General features: G+C 66.0%; 16 protein-coding genes and 2 pseudogenes. 9 read left to right on the plus strand and 9 right to left on the minus strand.

Features of this window, described 5'->3' with window-relative positions; genetic code table 11:
- Window positions 1-60: 60 nt before the first annotated feature.
- The 5 genes and pseudogenes from FGL25_RS07270 to FGL25_RS07285 all read left to right on the plus strand — a co-directional run bounded on the left by FGL25_RS07270 (window position 61) and on the right by FGL25_RS07285 (window position 6,139).
- Window positions 61-417, plus strand: a complete 357-nt coding sequence (locus FGL25_RS07270) for a hypothetical protein (RefSeq protein WP_076222564.1) — start codon at window positions 61-63, stop codon at window positions 415-417.
- A 53-nt stretch (window positions 418-470) separates the two neighbouring features.
- The gene (locus tag FGL25_RS07275; RefSeq protein ID WP_252970073.1) at window positions 471-1,451 is read left to right on the plus strand and encodes a TolC family protein; all 981 of its coding nucleotides are present in this window, start codon (window positions 471-473) and stop codon (window positions 1,449-1,451) included.
- On the plus strand, window positions 1,429-1,725 hold the full coding sequence (locus FGL25_RS17420) for a TolC family protein (protein ID WP_252970254.1): 297 nt from the start codon (window positions 1,429-1,431) through the stop codon (window positions 1,723-1,725). Before FGL25_RS07275 ends, FGL25_RS17420 begins: the two co-directional genes overlap by 23 nt.
- A gap of 32 nt (window positions 1,726-1,757) precedes the next feature.
- Window positions 1,758-2,904 (plus strand): annotated as a pseudogene (locus FGL25_RS07280) (efflux RND transporter periplasmic adaptor subunit).
- Window positions 2,905-2,916: 12 nt separating this feature from the next.
- Window positions 2,917-6,139: pseudogene (locus tag FGL25_RS07285) on the plus strand (efflux RND transporter permease subunit).
- A gap of 478 nt (window positions 6,140-6,617) precedes the next feature.
- Here FGL25_RS07285 and FGL25_RS07290 read toward each other — a convergent pair.
- The 4 genes from FGL25_RS07290 to lspA form a co-directional block, all read right to left on the minus strand.
- Entirely contained in the window at window positions 6,618-8,552 is a 1,935-nt protein-coding gene (locus FGL25_RS07290) for a cytochrome c/FTR1 family iron permease (RefSeq protein WP_040345455.1), read from the minus strand.
- A gap of 57 nt (window positions 8,553-8,609) precedes the next feature.
- Complete coding sequence (locus FGL25_RS07295) at window positions 8,610-9,044, minus strand: MerR family transcriptional regulator (protein ID WP_046652906.1); 435 nt, start codon at window positions 9,042-9,044, stop codon at window positions 8,610-8,612.
- A gap of 66 nt (window positions 9,045-9,110) precedes the next feature.
- Complete coding sequence (locus FGL25_RS07300) at window positions 9,111-9,596, minus strand: MAPEG family protein (RefSeq protein WP_003165005.1); 486 nt, start codon at window positions 9,594-9,596, stop codon at window positions 9,111-9,113.
- A 53-nt stretch (window positions 9,597-9,649) separates the two neighbouring features.
- On the minus strand, window positions 9,650-10,177 hold the full coding sequence (gene lspA / locus FGL25_RS07305; protein WP_081461867.1) for a signal peptidase II: 528 nt from the start codon (window positions 10,175-10,177) through the stop codon (window positions 9,650-9,652).
- 444 nt (window positions 10,178-10,621) lie between these two features.
- On the opposite strand from lspA, the gene FGL25_RS07310 reads away from it, so the two are divergent.
- From FGL25_RS07310 to FGL25_RS07325, 4 genes are all read left to right on the plus strand, one after another.
- The gene (locus FGL25_RS07310) at window positions 10,622-11,194 is read left to right on the plus strand and encodes a cation transporter (RefSeq protein WP_233126686.1); all 573 of its coding nucleotides are present in this window, start codon (window positions 10,622-10,624) and stop codon (window positions 11,192-11,194) included.
- 139 nt (window positions 11,195-11,333) lie between these two features.
- Window positions 11,334-11,621 carry a hypothetical protein gene (locus FGL25_RS17985; RefSeq protein ID WP_003165000.1) on the plus strand — a complete coding sequence of 96 codons (288 nt, stop codon included), beginning with the start codon at window positions 11,334-11,336 and terminating at the stop codon, window positions 11,619-11,621.
- A complete protein-coding gene (locus FGL25_RS07315; protein WP_306424861.1) occupies window positions 11,618-12,019 on the plus strand; it encodes a JAB domain-containing protein in 402 nt (133 codons plus the stop codon). The genes FGL25_RS17985 and FGL25_RS07315 overlap by 4 nt, the downstream gene beginning before the upstream one ends.
- Window positions 12,020-12,708: 689 nt before the next feature.
- On the plus strand, window positions 12,709-13,977 hold the full coding sequence (locus tag FGL25_RS07325; RefSeq protein ID WP_046652904.1) for a Swt1 family HEPN domain-containing protein: 1,269 nt from the start codon (window positions 12,709-12,711) through the stop codon (window positions 13,975-13,977).
- Window positions 13,978-14,258: 281 nt separating this feature from the next.
- Here FGL25_RS07325 and FGL25_RS07330 read toward each other — a convergent pair.
- From FGL25_RS07330 to arsC, 5 genes are all read right to left on the minus strand, one after another.
- Window positions 14,259-15,445 (minus strand): IS3 family transposase gene (locus tag FGL25_RS07330; RefSeq protein WP_138141362.1). Its coding sequence is split into 2 segments (ribosomal slippage): window positions 14,259-15,184 and window positions 15,184-15,445, totalling 1,188 coding nucleotides; the frame shifts between segments, so codons are not numbered across the junction.
- A 166-nt stretch (window positions 15,446-15,611) separates the two neighbouring features.
- Window positions 15,612-16,358, minus strand: coding sequence for an arsenical resistance protein ArsH (arsH, locus tag FGL25_RS07335; RefSeq protein WP_040345443.1), 747 nt, complete (start codon window positions 16,356-16,358; stop codon window positions 15,612-15,614).
- Window positions 16,355-16,795: an arsenic resistance N-acetyltransferase ArsN2 gene (arsN2, locus tag FGL25_RS07340; protein WP_003164993.1), complete on the minus strand. Its 441-nt coding sequence runs from the start codon at window positions 16,793-16,795 to the stop codon at window positions 16,355-16,357. Before arsN2 ends, arsH begins: the two co-directional genes overlap by 4 nt.
- Entirely contained in the window at window positions 16,795-17,880 is a 1,086-nt protein-coding gene (arsB, locus tag FGL25_RS07345) for an ACR3 family arsenite efflux transporter (protein ID WP_003164992.1), read from the minus strand. The genes arsN2 and arsB overlap by 1 nt, the downstream gene beginning before the upstream one ends.
- Complete coding sequence (gene arsC / locus FGL25_RS07350; RefSeq protein ID WP_003164991.1) at window positions 17,880-18,302, minus strand: arsenate reductase (glutaredoxin); 423 nt, start codon at window positions 18,300-18,302, stop codon at window positions 17,880-17,882. The genes arsB and arsC overlap by 1 nt, the downstream gene beginning before the upstream one ends.
- Between the last annotated feature and the right edge of the window lie 3 nt (window positions 18,303-18,305).

Raw genomic sequence — 18,305 nt, forward strand, 5'->3', positions numbered from 1 at the left:
TCGTCAAGCTTGCGACCATGGCGGCGTTGTCGGGCGCTGAAACCTTGGCGGGAACGCGCCATGTTTGAATGGTCGAACAGAACCTTCATGACGGCGGCGCTTTTCGCGCTTGTCATCGTCGTGTTTGGTTTCCTGCCGGCCGTTGACGCAGCGGCCTGTGCGCCAGAAGCGCGGGCTGCTGTCGCGGCTTCATCGCTTTCGAGCCCGCCAGACCAGGACCACGGTAAAGCCAAGGGCGGCGACCAGAACCATAGCGGTTGCGCCCATGGTCATTGTCACCACGGCTCAACGGGCGTGCAGCAGGCGTCGATACCTGTTCCGGCCAGCCTCAAGAAAGCCGACGGCCCAAAAGCGCCGACGACCAACCAGATGGCGTCCCGGACGCCTGCCGGCCCGGATCGCCCTCCCAGAAGCTGACGCCAATGCCGCGCCCTCGTGCGCTCATCCGTCAGAAATCTGGGAAATGAACCATGTCTTCCTCACATCGTCGGCTGTCGCTTCTGACGGCCGGCTGCGCCGTGGTCGCGATAGCGACAGCGGCCGCTGCTCCTGCCTGGGCAAATCCAGCGCCGAGCTATGAAACCCTGCTTGAGCGCATCGGCCAGACGCCCGTCAACGTCGAGGCCGGCGCGTTGCTCGACGCCGCCGAGGCGCGGGTCCGCCAGGCGCGCGTGCGTCCTAATCCCCAACTCGGCCTGACTGCCGACGGCGTCCTGGGGAGCGGTCCTTATGACGGCTACAGCAACGCCGAGACCAGTCTGGCCTTGACCCAGGATCTCGAGCTCTGGGGGCGCAGGGGCGCCAGGGTTGATGTCGCGCGCGGCGAGGCCGGAACTGCCGCTCTTCGTCGCGATCTCACCGGCGTTGACGCGGCAGGCCGTCTGGCGCTGGTCTACGCCGAAGCCGAGGCGGCCGATCGCCGCTTTCAACTGGCCAAGGAGGCCTTGACGATCACCCTGGCGGACGCTCGCGCCGCCCTGTTGCTCGTGGAGGAGGGCCGCGAACCCCTGTTGCGGGGCATCCAGGCTGAAACTGAGGCGGCGTCAGCGCGCGCGTCGCTTGATGAGGCGGGAGCCGAACGCGAGGCCGCCTTCGCCCGGTTGACGGCGACGGCCATGTTGCCGACGGTCGTCACCTCCATCGACCCGGGCGTTCTGGATCGCGCGCCCTCGGCGCCGGATCAGTCCGGAGCGGCTTCGCCGGTCGTGCGCTTGGCGGAAGCGGAGCGCGACACAGCCGAGCGGCGTATCCGGGTGGAGCAGATCAATGCTCGCCCGAACGTCAGCGCCTCTGTCGGCGTCACCCGTTATGAAGCCGAAGACGCCACCGCCTTGACGTTTGGCGTGAGCATGCCCTTGCCGTTGTTCGATCGAAACCGGGGGAAACATCCAGGCGGCGCAGGCCGAGTTCAGGGCGGCGAACGCCCGCCTGGACGGCGCCCGTCTCGATGAAACCGCCGACCGAAGCGCAGCCCAGGCGCGTCTAAACGCTTCCGCCAGCCGTGTGGCGGCGACGGACGCCGGCGTGGCCTCGGCTGAGGAAGCCTATCGCTTGTCCCGATTGGGTTTTGAAGCGGGGCGCATCTCCCAGCTTGAACTGCGCGCGTCCCGCGCCGCCCTGATCTCCGCCCGCAACGCCGCCGTCGACGCCCGCCTCGCGCGGGTCCGGGCGGAAATCGACCTCGCGCGCCTGCAAAGTCGCATCCCGTTTGGAGCCGCACTGTGAAAACCCAGATCAAGACCAGAAAGACCTGGCTGATGGCCGGAGCCGCCGTGGCGGTTGTCGCCATCGGCGGCGGAGCCTTCCTCCTGACCCGCGACGGACCCGCGCCATCGGCGCAGGTTCAGGCGTCGGCTGAAGCGGGCGCTGAGGAGGAGGCTGCGGGTAAGGTCGAAGAGGGCGTCATCGCCCTGACGCCGGCGCAGATCGAGGCGGCGGGCATCACGGTCATGGCGGTCGGACGCGGCGGGGGCGGGGAGATCCGTCTTGCCGGGCGCGTGGAGCCCATGATCGACGCCCGCGCCGTCGTGGCCGCATCCGTCGGCGGTCGGGTCGAGCGCGTCCTGGTCGCGCCGGGCCAGTCGGTGCGCGCCGGCCAGCCTCTGGCGGTGCTGGTGAGTGGTGAGGCCGCGACCTTTCCGCGCGGACGCCGACGCCGCCGCCGCCGCCGCTGACGCCGCGCGAAGCGCCTATCAAAGGAACGACAGCCTTGCGTCCCAGGGGGTGGTGGCGCGTCAGGAGGTTGAAACCTCACGCGCCCAATCGCTCAGCGCGGACGCCGCCGCGAGAGCCGCTCGCGCCAGGGCGTCGGCGGCTGGCGGCCCCAATGCGTCGGGCCGTATCAGCGTATCCAGCCCGATCTCGGGCGTAGTGACGTCGGTTCAGGTCGGTCCAGGCGGATTTGCCCCCCAGGGCGGCGTGATAGCCGAGGTCACCAATCCGACGCGCGTGGAACTGGTGTTCAATGCGCCGCCTGCGCTCGCCGCTCAGGTTCGGACGGGGTCGTCGTTGCGAGTGCAAGGTCCGACCGGTGAATTCGATGCGGTCGTTACGGGCGTCGCCGTGGGCGGCGCCGGCGAGAGCGGTGCGACCCTCATTCGCGCTCGCCCGTCCGGCGGCGCCCTGCCGCCCGCCGGATCGCCTGTCAGCGGCGCTCTGGTGACGGGGGGAGACGCCGACGGCATGACCGTGCCCTCCGAGGCCGTACAGACGTTGGAGGGGGCGACCGTCGTCTTCGTCCAGGTTCAGGGCGGCTTCCGGGCTGTCCCTGTCATGACCGGCCGCCAGGCTGGGGGCCGAACCGAAATTCTTCGCGGCCTGACCGGCGCCGAACGTATCGCCGGCGCCAAGGCCTTTCTGCTCAAGGCGGAGCTCTCCAAGAGCGAAGCCGAGGAAGACGAGTAGGGACGAGAGATCATGTTCAAAGCTCTCATTGAGGCCTCCGTCCGCTTTCGCTGGTTCGTCGTCCTGGCTGTGGCGCTGGTCGCTGCGCTCGGCCTGTTCGAACTGACCAAGCTGCCGATCGACGCCGTTCCCGACATCACGAACCGACAGGTTCAGATCACCACAGTCGCGCCCGCCTTGGCGCCCGAACAGATCGAAAGGCAGGTCACCTATCCGCTCGAGACGGCCATGGCCGGCATACCGGGACTTCAAAGCACACGCTCCCTGTCTCGAAACGGCTTCAGCCAGATCACCGTCGTCTTCACCGATCAGACGGACATCTATTTCGCCCGCCAGCAGGTGGCGGAGCGGATGCGGCAGGCGTCGGATGGTCTGCCCGAAGGCGTCGAACCCAGTCTGTCGCCCATCACCACGGGGCTGGGTGAAGTGCTGATGTGGACGGTTGATTACGTCCCCTTCAGCCCCAAGACCACGGTCGCCACCGGCAAGCCTGGCTGGCAGGCCGACGGCGCCTATCTGACGCCGGAGGGCGAGCGGCTGACCACGCCGCAGGCCCGGGCCACCTATCTGCGGACGGTCCAGGACTGGATCATCGCCCCGCAGATGCGCACAGCCCCCGGCCTGGCCGGGATTGACGTCAACGGCGGCTATGTGAAGGAATACGCCGTCCGACCAGACGCCGCCGCCCTGACACGCTACGGCCTAGGCATGACCGATCTGGTCCAGGCGCTGGAGCGGGCCAATACCCAAGCCGGGGCCGGCTATGTCCAGCGGGCAGGCGAGGCCCTGGTGGTTCGCACCGACGCCCTGGCCGCGACGGTTGAGGATCTGGCTCAGGCGCCGGTCGTCAATCGCGGCGGTCTGGTTGTTCGGGTCGCCGATGTCGCAAAGGTCGAGATCGGCCAGGCGCCACGTCTCGGCGGGGCCAGCCACGACGGCCACGAAGCCGTCCTCGGCACCGCCCTGATGCTGGCTGGGGAAAACAGCCGCACGGTGGCTCAGGCCGCCGCCGAGCGGTTGGAGCTGGTCGGCGCATCTCTCCCGCCGAGCGTGGTGGCCCTGCCGGTTCTGAATCGAAGCGACCTGGTCAACTCGACCATTTCGACGGTGGCGCGCAACCTGATCGAGGGGGGCGCTCTTCGTCATCGTCGTCCTCTTCCTGCTGCTCGGAAACTTCCGGGCCGCGGCGATCACGGCCCTGATGATTCCGCTGTCCTTCCTGTTCGCCGTTATCGGCATGAACCGCTTCGGCATCAGCGGAAACCTGATGAGTCTCGGCGCGCTCGACTTCGGCCTGATGGTCGATGGCGGCGTGGTGGTGATCGAGAACACCCTGCTGATGCTGACGCAGCGACGGGGCGAACTGGGGCGGATGCTGACCCGGCATGAACGCCTCGGGGTGGCGGTGCAATCGGCACGACAGATGGTCAAGCCAGCCGCCTTTGGCCAACTGATCATCCTGCTGGTCTTCACGCCGCTGCTGATGCTGGAAGGGGTCGAGGGCAAGACCTTCGTGCCGATGGGCGCGACCGTCATGCTGGCCCTGGTCGGCGCCTTCATCTTCTCCTTCACCTTCGTGCCGGCGATGACGGCCCTGCTGGTGCGCGATCCCAAGACAGTTCATCTGGGACCGGACGGCAAGGCCGAAGAGCATGAGACCTTCATCCTGCGCTTCGCCCGCCGCTGGATACAGCCGGCCATCGGCGCGGCGGTGGCCCGTCCCAAGGTGGTCCTGATCGCTGCGCTGGCGATGCTTGGCGTGGGGACTGTCTCCTTCATGACCCTCGGGCGGGAATTCATCCCGACCTTGGACGAAGGCGACATCGCCATGCAGGTGTTGCGCGTGCCGTCCGCTTCGCTGGAGCAGTCCTTGTCCATGCAGATGGCGCTGGAACGCGCCATCAAGGCCCAGCCCGAGGTGGAGACCGTCTTCTCGCGCACCGGGACGGCCGAAGTCGCCATCGACCCGATGCCGGCGAACAACTCGGACAGCGTCGTTATCCTCAAGGACCGCAAGGACTGGCCCGATCCGAAGTTGCCGAAGGACGAACTCATCGAGCGGATCGAAGAGGTCGCCAGCCAGCAGATCGGCAACAGCTTCGAGTTCAGCCAGCCCATCGAGCTAAGGTTCAATGAACTGATCTCGGGCGTGCGGTCAGATCTCGCCGTCATGGTCTATGGCGACGATTTCGACACCCTGCAGAAGACGGCTGAAGCGGTCGCCGCCAAGTTGCGGGCCACGCCGGGCTCTGCCGACGTGCGCGTGGAGCAGGCGTCGGGCCTGCCCACCCTGACCATCAGCGTCGATCGCTTCGCGGCGGCCCACTACGGCCTGTCCGCCGCCGATGTCTCGGAAGCGGTCTCGACCGCCATCGGCGGCGCCGAGGCGGGGCGGATCTTCGAGGGCGACCGCCGCTTCGACGTGGTCGTGCGTCTGCCGGATGACGCGCGCAACGATCCATCCACACTGGCTGCCCTGCCCATCGTCTCGAGCACGGGGGTGATCGTGCCTCTGTCTTCCGTCGCCCGCATCGAGACGGCCGAAGGACCGAACCAGATCAGTCGCGAGAACGGCAGCCGGCGCATGGTGGTCCAGGCCAATGTGCGCGGGCGCGATCTCGGCGGCTTCGTGGCCGACGCACAGGCGGCGGTGAGCGAGGTCGCTCTTCCGGTCGGCTACCGGCTGGATTGGGGCGGCCAGTTCGAGAACCTGAAGCGGGCCGAGCAACGGCTGGGACTGGTCATTCCCATCGTCTTCATCCTGATCGGCGTCCTGCTGTTCATGGCGCTCGGGTCATTCGCGGAGGCGGGACTGGTGTTCGCCTGCGTGCCGCTGGCCCTGGTCGGCGGGGCTCTGGCCCTGCTGCTCAGGGGGATGCCGTTCTCGGTATCGGCGGCGGTCGGCTTCATCGCCGTCTCCGGCGTCGCGACCCTGAACGGTCTGGTGCTGATGCAGGCGATCCGGGAGCGGCTCCAGGCCGGCCTGGAGCCTGTAGCGGCGGCCATCGAAGGCGCGTCCAGTCGTCTCCGCGCGGTGCTGACCACGGCCCTGGTCGCCATCGTCGGCTTCATCCCTATGGCGCTGGCTCACGGCGCAGGGGCCGAGGTTCAGAAGCCTCTGGCCACCGTGGTCATCGGCGGCCTTCTGACCGCGACGGTCCTGACGCTGCTGGTCTTGCCGACCTTTGCGGCCAAGGCGGTCAAACATCGCAAATCGGAGGGGATCGAGGACTGAACACACTCCTGCCAGCGGACCGTGGGCGGCGATCACCGCCGCTCACGGTTTTCCTTTCGAAGCTTGGGGCTGTGCCGGGGATGGCGGGAGCCCGAGACCTTGCCCTATGGGGTGTCTGCAGCGACGATGTGAACGGCGCGGTCAATCTGGTCATTGCCGGAGGTCGGGGCGCTGATCAGTTTCGTCGCGGTTCTGGCGGAGATGAACGACGTCCACGACATCGACCACGCTACCGTTCAGGCCGAAACTGGCGCTGACGGCGGTGGGCTGGAGCCGGCCGCGGGCCTGTCCCTCATTGATATCCCGCCTGCCCGATGAGGGCCAGGCAACTCGGCGACTGTCCTTGTCGATGCGGACCGGTAGGGACCTGACCGATACTCTGAGCCTTGATGGGGTTTCGGCCCCGGTCCGGGGCTCGCATTCCGCCCCAGAGTGAAGCCTCCGGCCTGGATGGTTCGGTACAATCGGAGACGACCTGCTAGGCCTTGGCTGAGCCCTGCCGTTTGGAACCAGAGGTACGCGCAAACCCGATTACCAGCACGACGAGCGTTAGAAGCTGGACCCCGACGCCTTCCACGGTGGGGTAGATGCCCAAAATCTCGATACGCGGCGCCCAGGTGATCGGGTGGACATCGAGCCAACCCGCTTCCTGAAGCGCCGCCACGCCTTTCCCGACAAGAACGACCGACAGGACGGCCATGAGGATTGAGCTCAGTGAGAAGAACCGACCGATCGGCAGATGTTTGCTGTAGGCGAGCAGCGCCCAGGCAGCGAACGCCAGGATCGCCACTGCGGTAAGCGCGCCGGCCAGCATGCCGACATGGCCGCCCTGGCTCCAGATCGCCGCATAGAACAGGATCGTCTCGAAGACCTCCCGGTAGACCACGACGAAGGCCAACAGGAAGAGGAACCATGCCGATCGCTTCGAGAGCGCCTTGGAGAGCTTGTCGCGAATATAGGTCTGCCAGGCGTCGGCATGCGACTTGCCGTGCATCCAGATTCCGACGGAAACGAGCACGACCGCCGCCAGAAGCGAGCCAAACCCTTCAGTGAGCTCTCGGCTGGCCCCGCTGATGGAGATGAAGAAGGTCGCAGCCGCCCAGGTGGCGCCGCCGGCGACCAGAGCCGCCACCCATCCTCCGTGGACGTAACGCAACACCTCAGGCCGGTCGGCTTTCCTGAGGAAGGCAATCATCGCCACCACAATGAGCAGCGCCTCCAGTCCTTCGCGAAGCAGTATCGTGAAGGCGCCGATGAAGCTGGCGAGATTGTCCGCCTTCTGAGGCGCCAGGGCCCGCTCGGCGGTGTCGAACAGGGCGTTCAGACGAGCGATCCGGTCCGCGACCTTCGTCTCTGCCGCGCCCTTGCTGATCGACACGCGGAGATCGGTCATTGCCGTCTCGATGCGACGTAGGAGGGCGGTGTCTCGCGCGCCGAGCGCCGGCTCGACCGGCTCGACACCGTCGAGATAGGCCGACAGCGCCAGGTCGGTTGCGGCCTTTCGGTCTCCCCGACGATAGGCGGCTTCACTCTCCGCCAGACGCGTCCGAGCCAGGGTGAGGGTGGCTCCCTTGGGGCGAGCCGCCGCCTCCGGGTGGCGGCGCAGATAGGCCGTCACCGCCCGCGCCTTCGTCTCCCCGATGCGCGCCGCTAACTCCGCCGGCGAGGCCTGTGTGACGGCGGCCAGATCCGGGTAAACGGTGCGGATCGCCGGGTCGCTCTCCCAAAGACGCTGGCCTTCGACCGCTTCGGCGTCAGTGAAGGCGAAACGGCCGACATAGAAGGCCAGGGCCCAGCGGTCCTCGGCCGGCAGATGGGAAAAGCTGGCCATCGCCGTGCCGTCGAGCCCCTGGTCGATCACCTGGTATAGGCCGAAGACGCTGCGTTGGCGGGCGCGCTCGACGTCCGCGAATGCAATTGGAGCGGGATCGAGCCCCTGCGCGCCCGCGCCGTCGGCGCGCCCTGTGGCGCCGTGGCAGACAGCGCATTGCGCGTCGTAGAGGGCGGCCCCCTTGGCCAGGTCGGGCGGAAATGACGGCGCCAGCGGGCTTGGATAGGCCGCCAGGACCGCACCGGCCAGGGTTTTGGCCTGGCCGGCGACGGTGCGCGGATCGCTCTTGTTCCGGATAGCGTCTTGAAGGGCGACGGCGTCCCGAACCAGATCGGCCTTGGACGACGTGGAGGGCAGAGCTTCCAGGCGGGTCAGAATCTGGCTGCTGAATTCGACCATCTCTCCATATTCGGCGGGATTGGTCACCTGGCCGTTCTCCACCGCACCGGCGTAGTCGACCCCGACGTAGTCGAGCAGCCGCCACGCGACCTGGGCCTCCGAGGCCGAAGCCGTCTGGGCCAGCGCGGGGGCGGTCATGCCAAGGGTGAGCAGGAGGACGAACAGGCTGAGCAGAGGGCGCATCGGAAACCTAGTTGTGAGCCGCTCGCATTAGCACTCGAACAGCGCGTGTGTCGTGGTTTATTGTGAAGCCGAATGATCGTGCAGGGCCTCAATCACCTTGCAAGCCGAGACCCGTCCGCCCGCGCATTCAGCGGTCATGCGCGAAAGCGCGCGCCGGAGGGCCTGCAACTGGGTGATCTTCTGCGTCACTTCGGCGAGATGACGTTCGGCTATGGTGTTGGCTTCGTCGCAGGCGCGGTCGGGATGATCGGAGAGATCCAGCAGGGACCGGATCGAATCCAGGTCGAAGCCAAGTTGGCGTGCATGCCGGATGAAGGTCAGCCTTTGTTCGGCATCATCGTCGTACATCCGGCGGTCGCTGGCGGTCCGGGGCGGAGCCGGCACCAGTCCGATCTGCTCGTAGAATCTGATCGTCGGAATTTTTATGCCGGTGGCGGCGGCGAGTTTGCCGATGCTGCGAGGTCCCGACGAAGGGGGCGAGGGGCGTGTCATCGCTCAAACATGGGTCGAAGTCCTGGAGACTGGGGCGGAAAGACGGGCATGAGGCGCGCTCGGATACTACCGGCCGAGAATCAACAGGACGATGGCGATAACCATGGCGGCAAGCGTCGAGGCGCCGGTAAGCGCCATGCCGAAAGCGCGTGCGGCGGCGCCCTTGACGTAGCCGATCGCGAACATCACACGACCGAGGAGATAAAGCGTCACCAGAGCGGGGATCAGGATCAACTCCTCGCCTCGCAAAACAACGGCGAGAATCAGATGTGCGCCGACGGCCAGGACGGTCTGCTCAAGGGAATTCTGCAACACGGCCGCAGGCACGGCGAGCCGAGCGCTGGGCGGGCCGTAGGCGGCTCCTGGTCGGTCCTCATCCGACCGATACCGAATGCTGGCGACAAGCCGCAGGCAGCCGGCGAGCCACACGAGCACCGGCAACTCCCACTTGAGGGCGTAGGCCAGGCGATCGGCCGTCGCCATGTCGGTCTCGACGCCGAATGGCGCGGGAGGAATCCACAGCCAGGTAGCCGTCAGGCTGCTTGCGGTCACGCCTATGGCCAGGGCGGAGCGAACGGCTATGGACTTTTTTTCGGGGGGCCCCGTCATCGAACGGTGGGTTCGATCGTGGGGGACGACGTCCCGGGTTCGGCCCCGCTTCGCGAAGCCAACAGAAGCAAGCCGATGCCGCAGACGATCGCTGCATCGGCAAGGTTGAAAGTGGGCCAGTGCGCATCGCCCCAGTGAAGATCTATGAAATCGGTCACGTGCCCGAAACGCAGGCGATCCAGCAGGTTCCCGAGCGCGCCGCCGACCATAAGGCTCAGGCCGGCGGCAAGAAGAGGTCTGCGTGTTCGCCAGGCCCAGATCGACAGCACGACGATGATCAGCAGCGAGACGATGCTCAAAACCCAGCGCCCCATGTCCCCGGAGCCGGCGAAAAGGCCAAAGGTGACCCCTGGGTTGAACCCGAGGCGAAGCGCGATGAAGGATGTCAGATTGACCACGTCCTCAAGGTTCCCGCGGGCCATGGCCTTGGTGGCCTGGTCCACAACAATGACCGTCACGGCGAGGCCGATAGCCATCGCGCGGACGTTCAGCACCCTGGCGCCTCGGCGCTCCGTGAACACCATGATCGTTTGTTCTCCTGTTGATGCGACGATTTATGCATCCTCTAGCTACTGGAGGATCAAGCCCCTGCCGCAGGGGCAGTGCAAACGCTTTTCTCAATCCGGGGCTGGCTGAAGGAAAGGTGCGTTTGCGGCTGACATGTGGTGGCTTTGGCGTTGGGATCTGCCCAGGCAATGCCGGCGGCTGCGCGTCGTGGGATCCGGTGGGGCCTTGCGGCCGGTTTCGTCGCTTGGGCTCGTCGGTCTGGACGAGCGGCCGGTCGGATCTCAAGATCGTCGCATGGGCAGTCCGGCAAGACCGTGTTTCAATGACGGCTCCAATGTTTACCACTGCCTGCCAATGCGCGCTGTCTTCCGAAACTAGTCAACGTGGGCGGCCGAGCCCGGAACAGGAGGGCGTCCATGAAGACATCGAACGCTGAGCATGACCGTCAGAGACGAACGCTGATGATCGTGCTGATCCTGAACGGTCTGTTGTTCGTCGGGCTCGGGCTCGGCGGATTGCTGGCCAACTCCAGCGCCTTGCTCGCCAATGCGCTGGACAACGCCTCCGACAGCCTTGTCTATTTGATCAGCTTTCTGGCGGTTGGCCGCGCTCTCGCCTGGAAGCTGCGCGCCGCGAGAACCTCGGGTGTGCTGTTGCTGATCTTCGCCGCAGGCGTTCTGATCGACGCCGGCCGCCGATGGTGGCTGGGAACGGAGCCTATTGGCTGGACCATGATCGGTTTGGCCGTCGTCGCAGCGGTGGTCAACCTGATCTGCCTAAAGCTACTGCGCGGCTTGAAGGGCGACGATGTAAACCTGCGCGCCGCCGAGACCTTCAGCTTCAACGATTTCGCCTCAAACGGGGGCATCCTCGTCGCCGGCGCCCTGGTCCTGTGGTTGAAGCAGTCCTGGCCTGACCTGGTGGTCGGCGTCATCGTCGCCGGAATCGCCGCGAAGGGCGGTCTCGAGATTCTCGAAGGCGCCCGAAAGATCAACATACAAAGGGCCTCTGACGGAGCGTCCCGGGGCGGCTAGCGTCAAGAGGCAATCCATGGGCGGAGAGTGAGCCGATCCAGTCAGCCGGCCCATCATTTGCGGCGCAATTCAAGGATTGGGGAGGGCGGGTTTCGGTCGACTTCCCATGAGGAGGCGGATAGCGACCGAGGAGTTCGCGATGCGATCGATCCCCAAACCCGACCTTGAACACGCCCGCGCCCTTGCTGCAGGCGCCGGCCTCCCGGCCATCGAGTTGATGGATGAGCGAACCTTGTTGGCCTTGATGCTCAAGCGGGCTTCGCTTCCGACCAACCCTCATCGTCTCGCCGGGGATCTCCTGGATCGCTTCGGCGCCCTGGCCGCGGTTGTCGCAGCGGACGCGTCAGAGCTGGCCCGAACGCCCGGCCTGGACGTCGCCGCCGTCGCGGACCTCTCAAGCTGCTGCGACAGGTTTGCGTTCATTTGATTAGATCCGATGTCTGCGCGCGGCCTTCGATCTCGTCCTGGACGGCCTTGCTGGCCTATGTCCGGGGGGCGCTGGCCCACGAGCCCCGGGAGCAGTTTCGCGTGCTCTACCTCGACAAGCGCAACATCCTGATGCGCGAGGAGCATCGGGCGGACGGCACCGTGGATCATGCCCCTGTCTACGTCCGGGAAGTGGTGCGGCGTGCGCTGGAGTTGTCCGCCTCGGCCATGATCCTCGTCCATAATCATCCCTCGGGCGATCCGACACCCTCGCGCGCGGACATCGAGATGACCCGCCGGGTCATCGAGGCCGCCCGGGTTTTCGACATCCAGGTCCATGATCATGTCGTGGTCGGCCGGGAGGGCGAACAGAGCTTTCGCGCCCTCGGTCTCATCTGAGGCCCCCCCGTCATGTCGCTCCGGCTCATCGTCGCCGCCCTGGGCGGGGACATCCATTCCGGGGGGCGAAGCGCCAATGTGCCGGCCCCGGGCCACAGCCGCGCCGACCGGTCCGTCTCCCTTCTCCTCGACGGCGACCGGGTCGTGATCCACGGCTTCGGAGCGGCGGACTGGCGTGCGGTCCGTGAGCATCTGCAGGGGCTCGGCTTCATTGATCCCTGGGGGCGTCTGAATAGCCAGGGCGTCCAGCCACGCTTGCGAGGCGGCGATCCTGCCTTCCCTTGCGCCCGTCATCCGAGCGATGGTGGAAGACGCTATCCCTCGCTCCAACGCCGCCAGCGTAGCTGCTGCAGCCGCCATCGGAAGGGACCGCATCCGCCCGAGCTGGCGGCTCGTGTGGCCGCCTTGGTCCCAAACGGACGCCTCTCGCCTATCTCGATGTCCGAGGACATAGAGACGGCCGAAGGGTTCGCAGAGGCGTTGGCCCCTACGATCCGCGATTTTCTGTCGGAGCTGCACTAGCGATTGCCAGAGCTCTGGTCGCTCGGCGGGATCTGATTCTGATCAAGTCGGGCTGCTTCAGTGAACGCTGCACCCCCTAGGGATCAGCTTGCCCTGCGCCGATGTGGCGACGTCCGGCTCGAACCATGTCAGAGCTACATTCTCAACAGGTCTCATCTGGAGCTGCCATGTCCGACCCACTCCGCGACCTGATTGAGCGAGAGCGTGAACTCAGCCGGCTCATGAATCCGCTAACTGAAGTGGGCGCCAACCTGGGCGCCTATGAACGTTCAATCGTTCGGGCCGCCGCCGAACTGGACGTGATGAGCCTGATGAGGGATCGGGCGGATATTGAGGCGCGCGCGGCGGGCTTCCTGTCTCCCGACCAGCACCGCAACCTCGCTCTCGACCTTTTCCAGCGGATGCCGACAGGCTCTGAGCTCTTGATGCAGGAGATGCAGCGAGCCGATGCTCTCGCCCGGGAAGCCGCGGGCCTCCACGGCAGGAGCATCAGTGAGCTCGCCGTGGAAGCTGCGAGCCTCCATCAGCGCTGGGAAGAAGCTTTCCGGCTACCATCGGCAATGGAGACCGCGCGGCTCTATCAGGAACAGGTCGACGCCCTGCAGGCCCAGTCGACCTTGTTCCACGACAGGCCGGGGCAAATCATGGCGGCCATGACGTCCATGACCAGGCCCTGGCTCAACGACGCCATGCTCGATCAGTCCGTGCTTGGCATGATGGAGATGCAGACCATTGGCGCGGTGCTGCGTCACTCGGATCCGTTCGGCGCGGACATAGGCGACCTGCTCAGGCCGGCATTAGGCGACTGGCGTGACGCCGTCATGCCGACAGTGGATATCCTGACGGATCCCGTTGCGCGTACTGCTCTCTACTATGAGAACGGCTTCAGTCCTGACCTGACCGCTTTTCCACGCGGCGCCTTCGTTGAGGGCATGCATCACGCTGGTCTGGACCTGGACTCGTCCGAAGATCTTGATGACGATGAGGCCGACGCGGACGAAACGTTGGAAGCTTCGTTCGTAAGAAATCGATCGGCGTTCGACCAGCTGCAACGCTTTGAGGTGGCGTTGCGCCGTTTCATCGACGAGCGGATGACCGAGGCCTTCGGTCCCGACTGGTGCATCACCCAGACGCCGGAAGGGACAAGCGACAATTGGCGTCAGAAGCAGGCGACGGACGCCAAGGCGACCGGAGCGATCAAGCCTCTGATCGAGTTCGCGGACTTCACGGATTACCGAGCGATCATTGAGAAGAAGCAGAACTGGAAAACCGTCTTCGCTCCGGTCTTCAACAGGTCCACGGATATTCAGGAGTCCTTCCAGCGGCTCTATCCGGTGAGAATCGCCACCATGCATGCGCGAATGATTACCCAGGACGACGAGATGTTGCTCACCGTAGAAACGCGTCGGATTCTACGAGCCATCCGTAGGGCGTGACAGGCGGGTTCAGTCCGAACGGCGGAACTCGTCGCGACGAAGCAGTGTTCGAAGTGGGCTGTCGGTCATGCGGCTCAGCTTGATGTGCTGCGGCGGTTTGTAGAACCTGATCGAGCGTCGTTTCCGAACCTGCGGGAAATGGTGCGATGTTCTTGAAATGTTCCCGTTCCGGTTCTAGGTTGATCTGAGCCGCAGCAGTCCTGCAGCTTGGCTGGACAATGGAGGGCGGTTGATCGATTGAAGGAGCATGCCTGGAAACGTTCTGACGTGCCCCTGAATTTTCATCCAGCGGCGACCAGAGTCCTTGGGTTAGTTACGCCTCGCAGCGTGGGATGAGCAACAGGCCGGACCGCGCAGCTTTCATCCTGCGCAGCGGGTCGGCCTGTTGCGGTCAGACTGGCGGCAAAAGCCTCCGGGGTGAGGTAGCCGATCGATGAATGCGGCCGGCGGGTGTTGTAGTCCAGCGCCCAGGCGGCGACCTTCTGGCGGGCGTGGTCGAGGCCGAAGAACAGGCTTTCGTTCAACAGTTCGTCGCGCATCCGCCCGTTGAAGGATTCCACAAACCCGTTCTGGGTCGGCTTGCCCGGCGCGATGTAGTGCCAGTCGACGCCTTGATCCTGCGCCCAGGCCAGGATGGCCGTGGACGTAAACTCCGTGCCGTTGTCGCTGACGATCATGGCAGGACGGCCCCGCCGAGAGATCAGCGCTGTCAGCTCTCGCGCGACGCGGCGTCCCGAGATCGAGGTGTCGGGGATCGCCGCCAGGCACTCGCGGGTGACGTCGTCGACCACGTTGAGAATGCGGAAGCGGCGGCCCGTGGCGAACTGGTCGTGCACAAAGTCCAGCGACCAGCGGGCGTTCGGCCTGGCCTCGACCAGGATCGGCGCCCGCGTGCCTATGGCGCGACGACGTGAGCGGCGCTTGCGCACCGTCAGGCCTTCCTCGCGATAGAGCCGGTAGATCCGGTTCTTGCCCGAGGCCTCACCCTCACGTCGCAGCAGCACGAACAGCCGCCGATAGCCGAACCGTCGCCGCTCCACAGCCAGCGCGCGTAGCCGCTCCCGCAGCGCCGTGTCCGGCTGACGGCAGGAGCGATAGCGCACCGATTTGCGATCGGCCTTGATGATGGAGCAGGCCCGCCGCTCGCTGACGCCGAACGCCGCCTTCAGATGGGCGACGGCCTGGCGCATCGCCGCGGGCCTTACCACTTTTTTGAGAGCAGATCATTCAGCGCCGCCTTGTCGAGCATGGCGTCGGCCAGCAGACGTTTCAGCCGGCCGTTCTCGTCTTCCAGGGCGCGCAGGCGCTGGGCGTCCGACACGCTCATCCCGCCGAACTTGGCCTTCCAGGCGTAGATCGTGCCCTCCGACACGCCGTGCTTGCGCGCCAGCTCGCCCGCTTTGGCGCCGGCCTCGTTCTCCCGCAGGATCCCGATGATCTGCTCTTCCGTGAATCTCGCTCGTTTCATTCCGTCCGTCCTTTCAAGGGCCGGACTCTAGCTCCGCGTGGAGGAAATTCTCAGGGGCACGTCACTAGTTCTTCGATGACGGCGCCGGATTTTGTCTTCGTCGCCACAGTTGGCGACGGTCTGCCGACGTGGCGAAGCCTCGGCCTCGGGGGCGCGTATGCTGGCGCTAAGCGGTCCTGATGGCGATCGCGGACAGGTCGTTGGCCGCATCGATTGGCACGCCCGAAGCCTTCCGCTCAGAGTAGCGGTCGACCAACTGACCGGCGTGGACGCGGGTCAGGACGGTGAAGCGCACCAGCTCCTCCATCACGTCGACGATGCGGTCGTAGTAGCTGGAGGGCTTCATGCGGCCGTTGTCGTCGAACTCCATGAAGGCCTTGGCGACGCTGGACTGGTTGGGGATGGTGATCATCCTCATCCACCGGCCCAGCAGGCGCAGGGTGTTGACCGCGTTGAAACTCTGAGAGCCGCCGGAGACCTGCATGACGGCCAGGGTGCGGCCCTGGGTCGGGCGCATGCCGCCCATGTTCAACGGCAGGTGGTCGATCTGGAGCTTCATGATCCCCGAAATCTGGCCGTGGCGCTCCGGGCTGCTCCAGACCATGCCTTCCGACCACAGGGCGTGTTCGCGCAGTTCATGGACGGCGGGGTGGTCGTCGTGGTCGACCTGGTCGGTCAGCGGCAGGTCGGACGGATCGAAGATGCGTGTCTCGCAGCCCATGAAGCGCAGCAGGCGCGCGGCCTCCTCAACGCACAGTCGGGAAAAGGACCGATCCCGCAGTGAGCCGTAGAGCAGCAGGATGCGGGGCGGATGGTCGTTCGGGCCGAGGCCGAGCGCCGGCTGGCTGGACAGGTAGGCCGGGTCGAGCGCGGGCATGTGGTCGGGATCGGGCAGGACGCGAAGGCGGGTCATTGGGGGCGCAACTCCTTGAACATGAAAGTCGCCGAGGCCGGGCACAGGGTGCTGAACTGCCGGGAGGCGGCTATGGCGGGCGGCGCCGCCGAACGGGGAAGGGCGGTGTAGCCGTGCCGCTGGAAGAAGGCGGTCGCCGAGGTCGTGAGCAGGTAGAGGGCGGTCGCCTTCTGTTCGGCCGCCCTGGTTTCCAGCCAGGACAGGATCGCAGAGCCGTGGCCTCCGCCGTGACGGCTGTCGACGACGACGATGGAGCGGATCAGGAGGTCAGGACCGACCTGCTCCAGCCCGCCGTAGCCGATCAGGCCGGCGTCGTCCTCGAAACGGTAGAAGCGCCGATCGGGTTCGTAGACGTCGTCCATCGGCAGGCCGACGGCTTCCAGCGCAGCGATCAGGTCGGACGTGGGCTCGGGCAATACCGCGACGTTGAAGGCCATCAGCAGGCGTCCTTCTTCGGGGCGGTGTCGGGGAAGTAGCGGCGGCCCAGCCACAGGGCGACCGACACCAGCAGGATCAACACCGGCACCTCGACCAGCGGACCGATGACGGCGGCGAAAGCCACTGGCGAGGCCAGGCCGAAGGCGGCGATGGCGACGGCGATCGCCAGTTCGAAATTATTGGAGGCGGCGGTGAAGGCCAGGGCCGTGGTGCGCGGATAGTCCGCCTCGATCAGCCGCCCCATCAGGAAGCTGACCACGAACATGACGAAGAAGTAGATCGTCAGCGGGACGGCGATGCGTAGGGCGTCCAGCGGCAGGGCGACCACGTCGCCGCCCTTCAGGCTGAACATGGCGACGATGGTGAAGAGCAGGGCGATCAGGGTGATCGGCGCGATGCGCGGCAGGAAGCGCGTCTCGTACCAGTCGTTTCCCTTCCTCGCGACCAGGGTGCGCCGGGTCAGGAAGCCGCCGAGGAAGGGCAGACCCAGATAGACCAGGACGGCGCCGGCGATGGTCCAGACGCTGACGTCGACCACGCTGCTCTCCAGCCCGAACAGGGGGGGCAGCACGGTCAGGAACAGCCAGGCGTAGAGGCTGAAGAAGGCGATCTGGAAGATCGAGTTGAAGGCGACCAGGCCCGCCACATACTGGTTGTCGCCGCGCGCTAACTGGTTCCAGACCAGCACCATGGCGATGCAGCGGGCCAGGCCGATCAGGATGACGCCGGTCATGTATTCCGGTTGATCGCGCAGGAAGATCACCGCCAGGGCGAACATCAGCACCGGCCCCAGCACCCAGTTCTGGAACAGGGACAGGGCAAGCACGCGCCTGTCAGCGAAGACGCGCGGCAGTTCCTCGTACTTCACCCGCGCCAGCGGCGGATACATCATCAGGATCAGGCCGACGGCGATCGGGATATTGGTCGTCCCGACCGACAGGCCGTCGATCCAGCCGGGCAGCGCCGGCACGACCGTACCCAGCAGCACGCCCAGCGCCATGGCCGCGAAGATCCACAATGTCAGCCAGCGGTCGAGGAAGGACAGGCGGCGCTTCGGTTGATCAGTGATGACGGCCTCGACCATCAGCGGACCCTCCGGCCCTCGGCGTCGATGACGACTTCGCCGTCCTCCTTGGTGAAGGGCTTGAGCCCTTCCGGCGGCAGAAGGTCGAGGACCGCCTCGGACGGTCGACACAGCTTCACGCCCAGCGGCGACACGACGATGGGACGGTTCAGCAGGACCGGGTGGGCCTCGATGGCGTTCAGCAATTGATCGTTGGTCAGGGCGGGATCGCTCAGCCCCAGTTCGACGAAAGGCGTGCCCTTCTCGCGCAGCAGGCTGTGCAGTGGGACGCCCATGCGCGCGACCAGCCCCAGGATCATGGCGCGGCTGGGCGGCGTCTTCAGATATTCGATGACGTGCGGCTCGATACCGAGCTGGCGGATGAGGGCCAGGGCGTTGCGCGACGTCCCGCAGGCGGGGTTGTGGTAGATGACGACGTCCATGGG

Origin of the sequence: Brevundimonas vancanneytii, assembly GCF_901421975.1 — a bacterium.
Classification (GTDB): Bacteria; Pseudomonadota; Alphaproteobacteria; order Caulobacterales; family Caulobacteraceae; genus Brevundimonas; species Brevundimonas diminuta.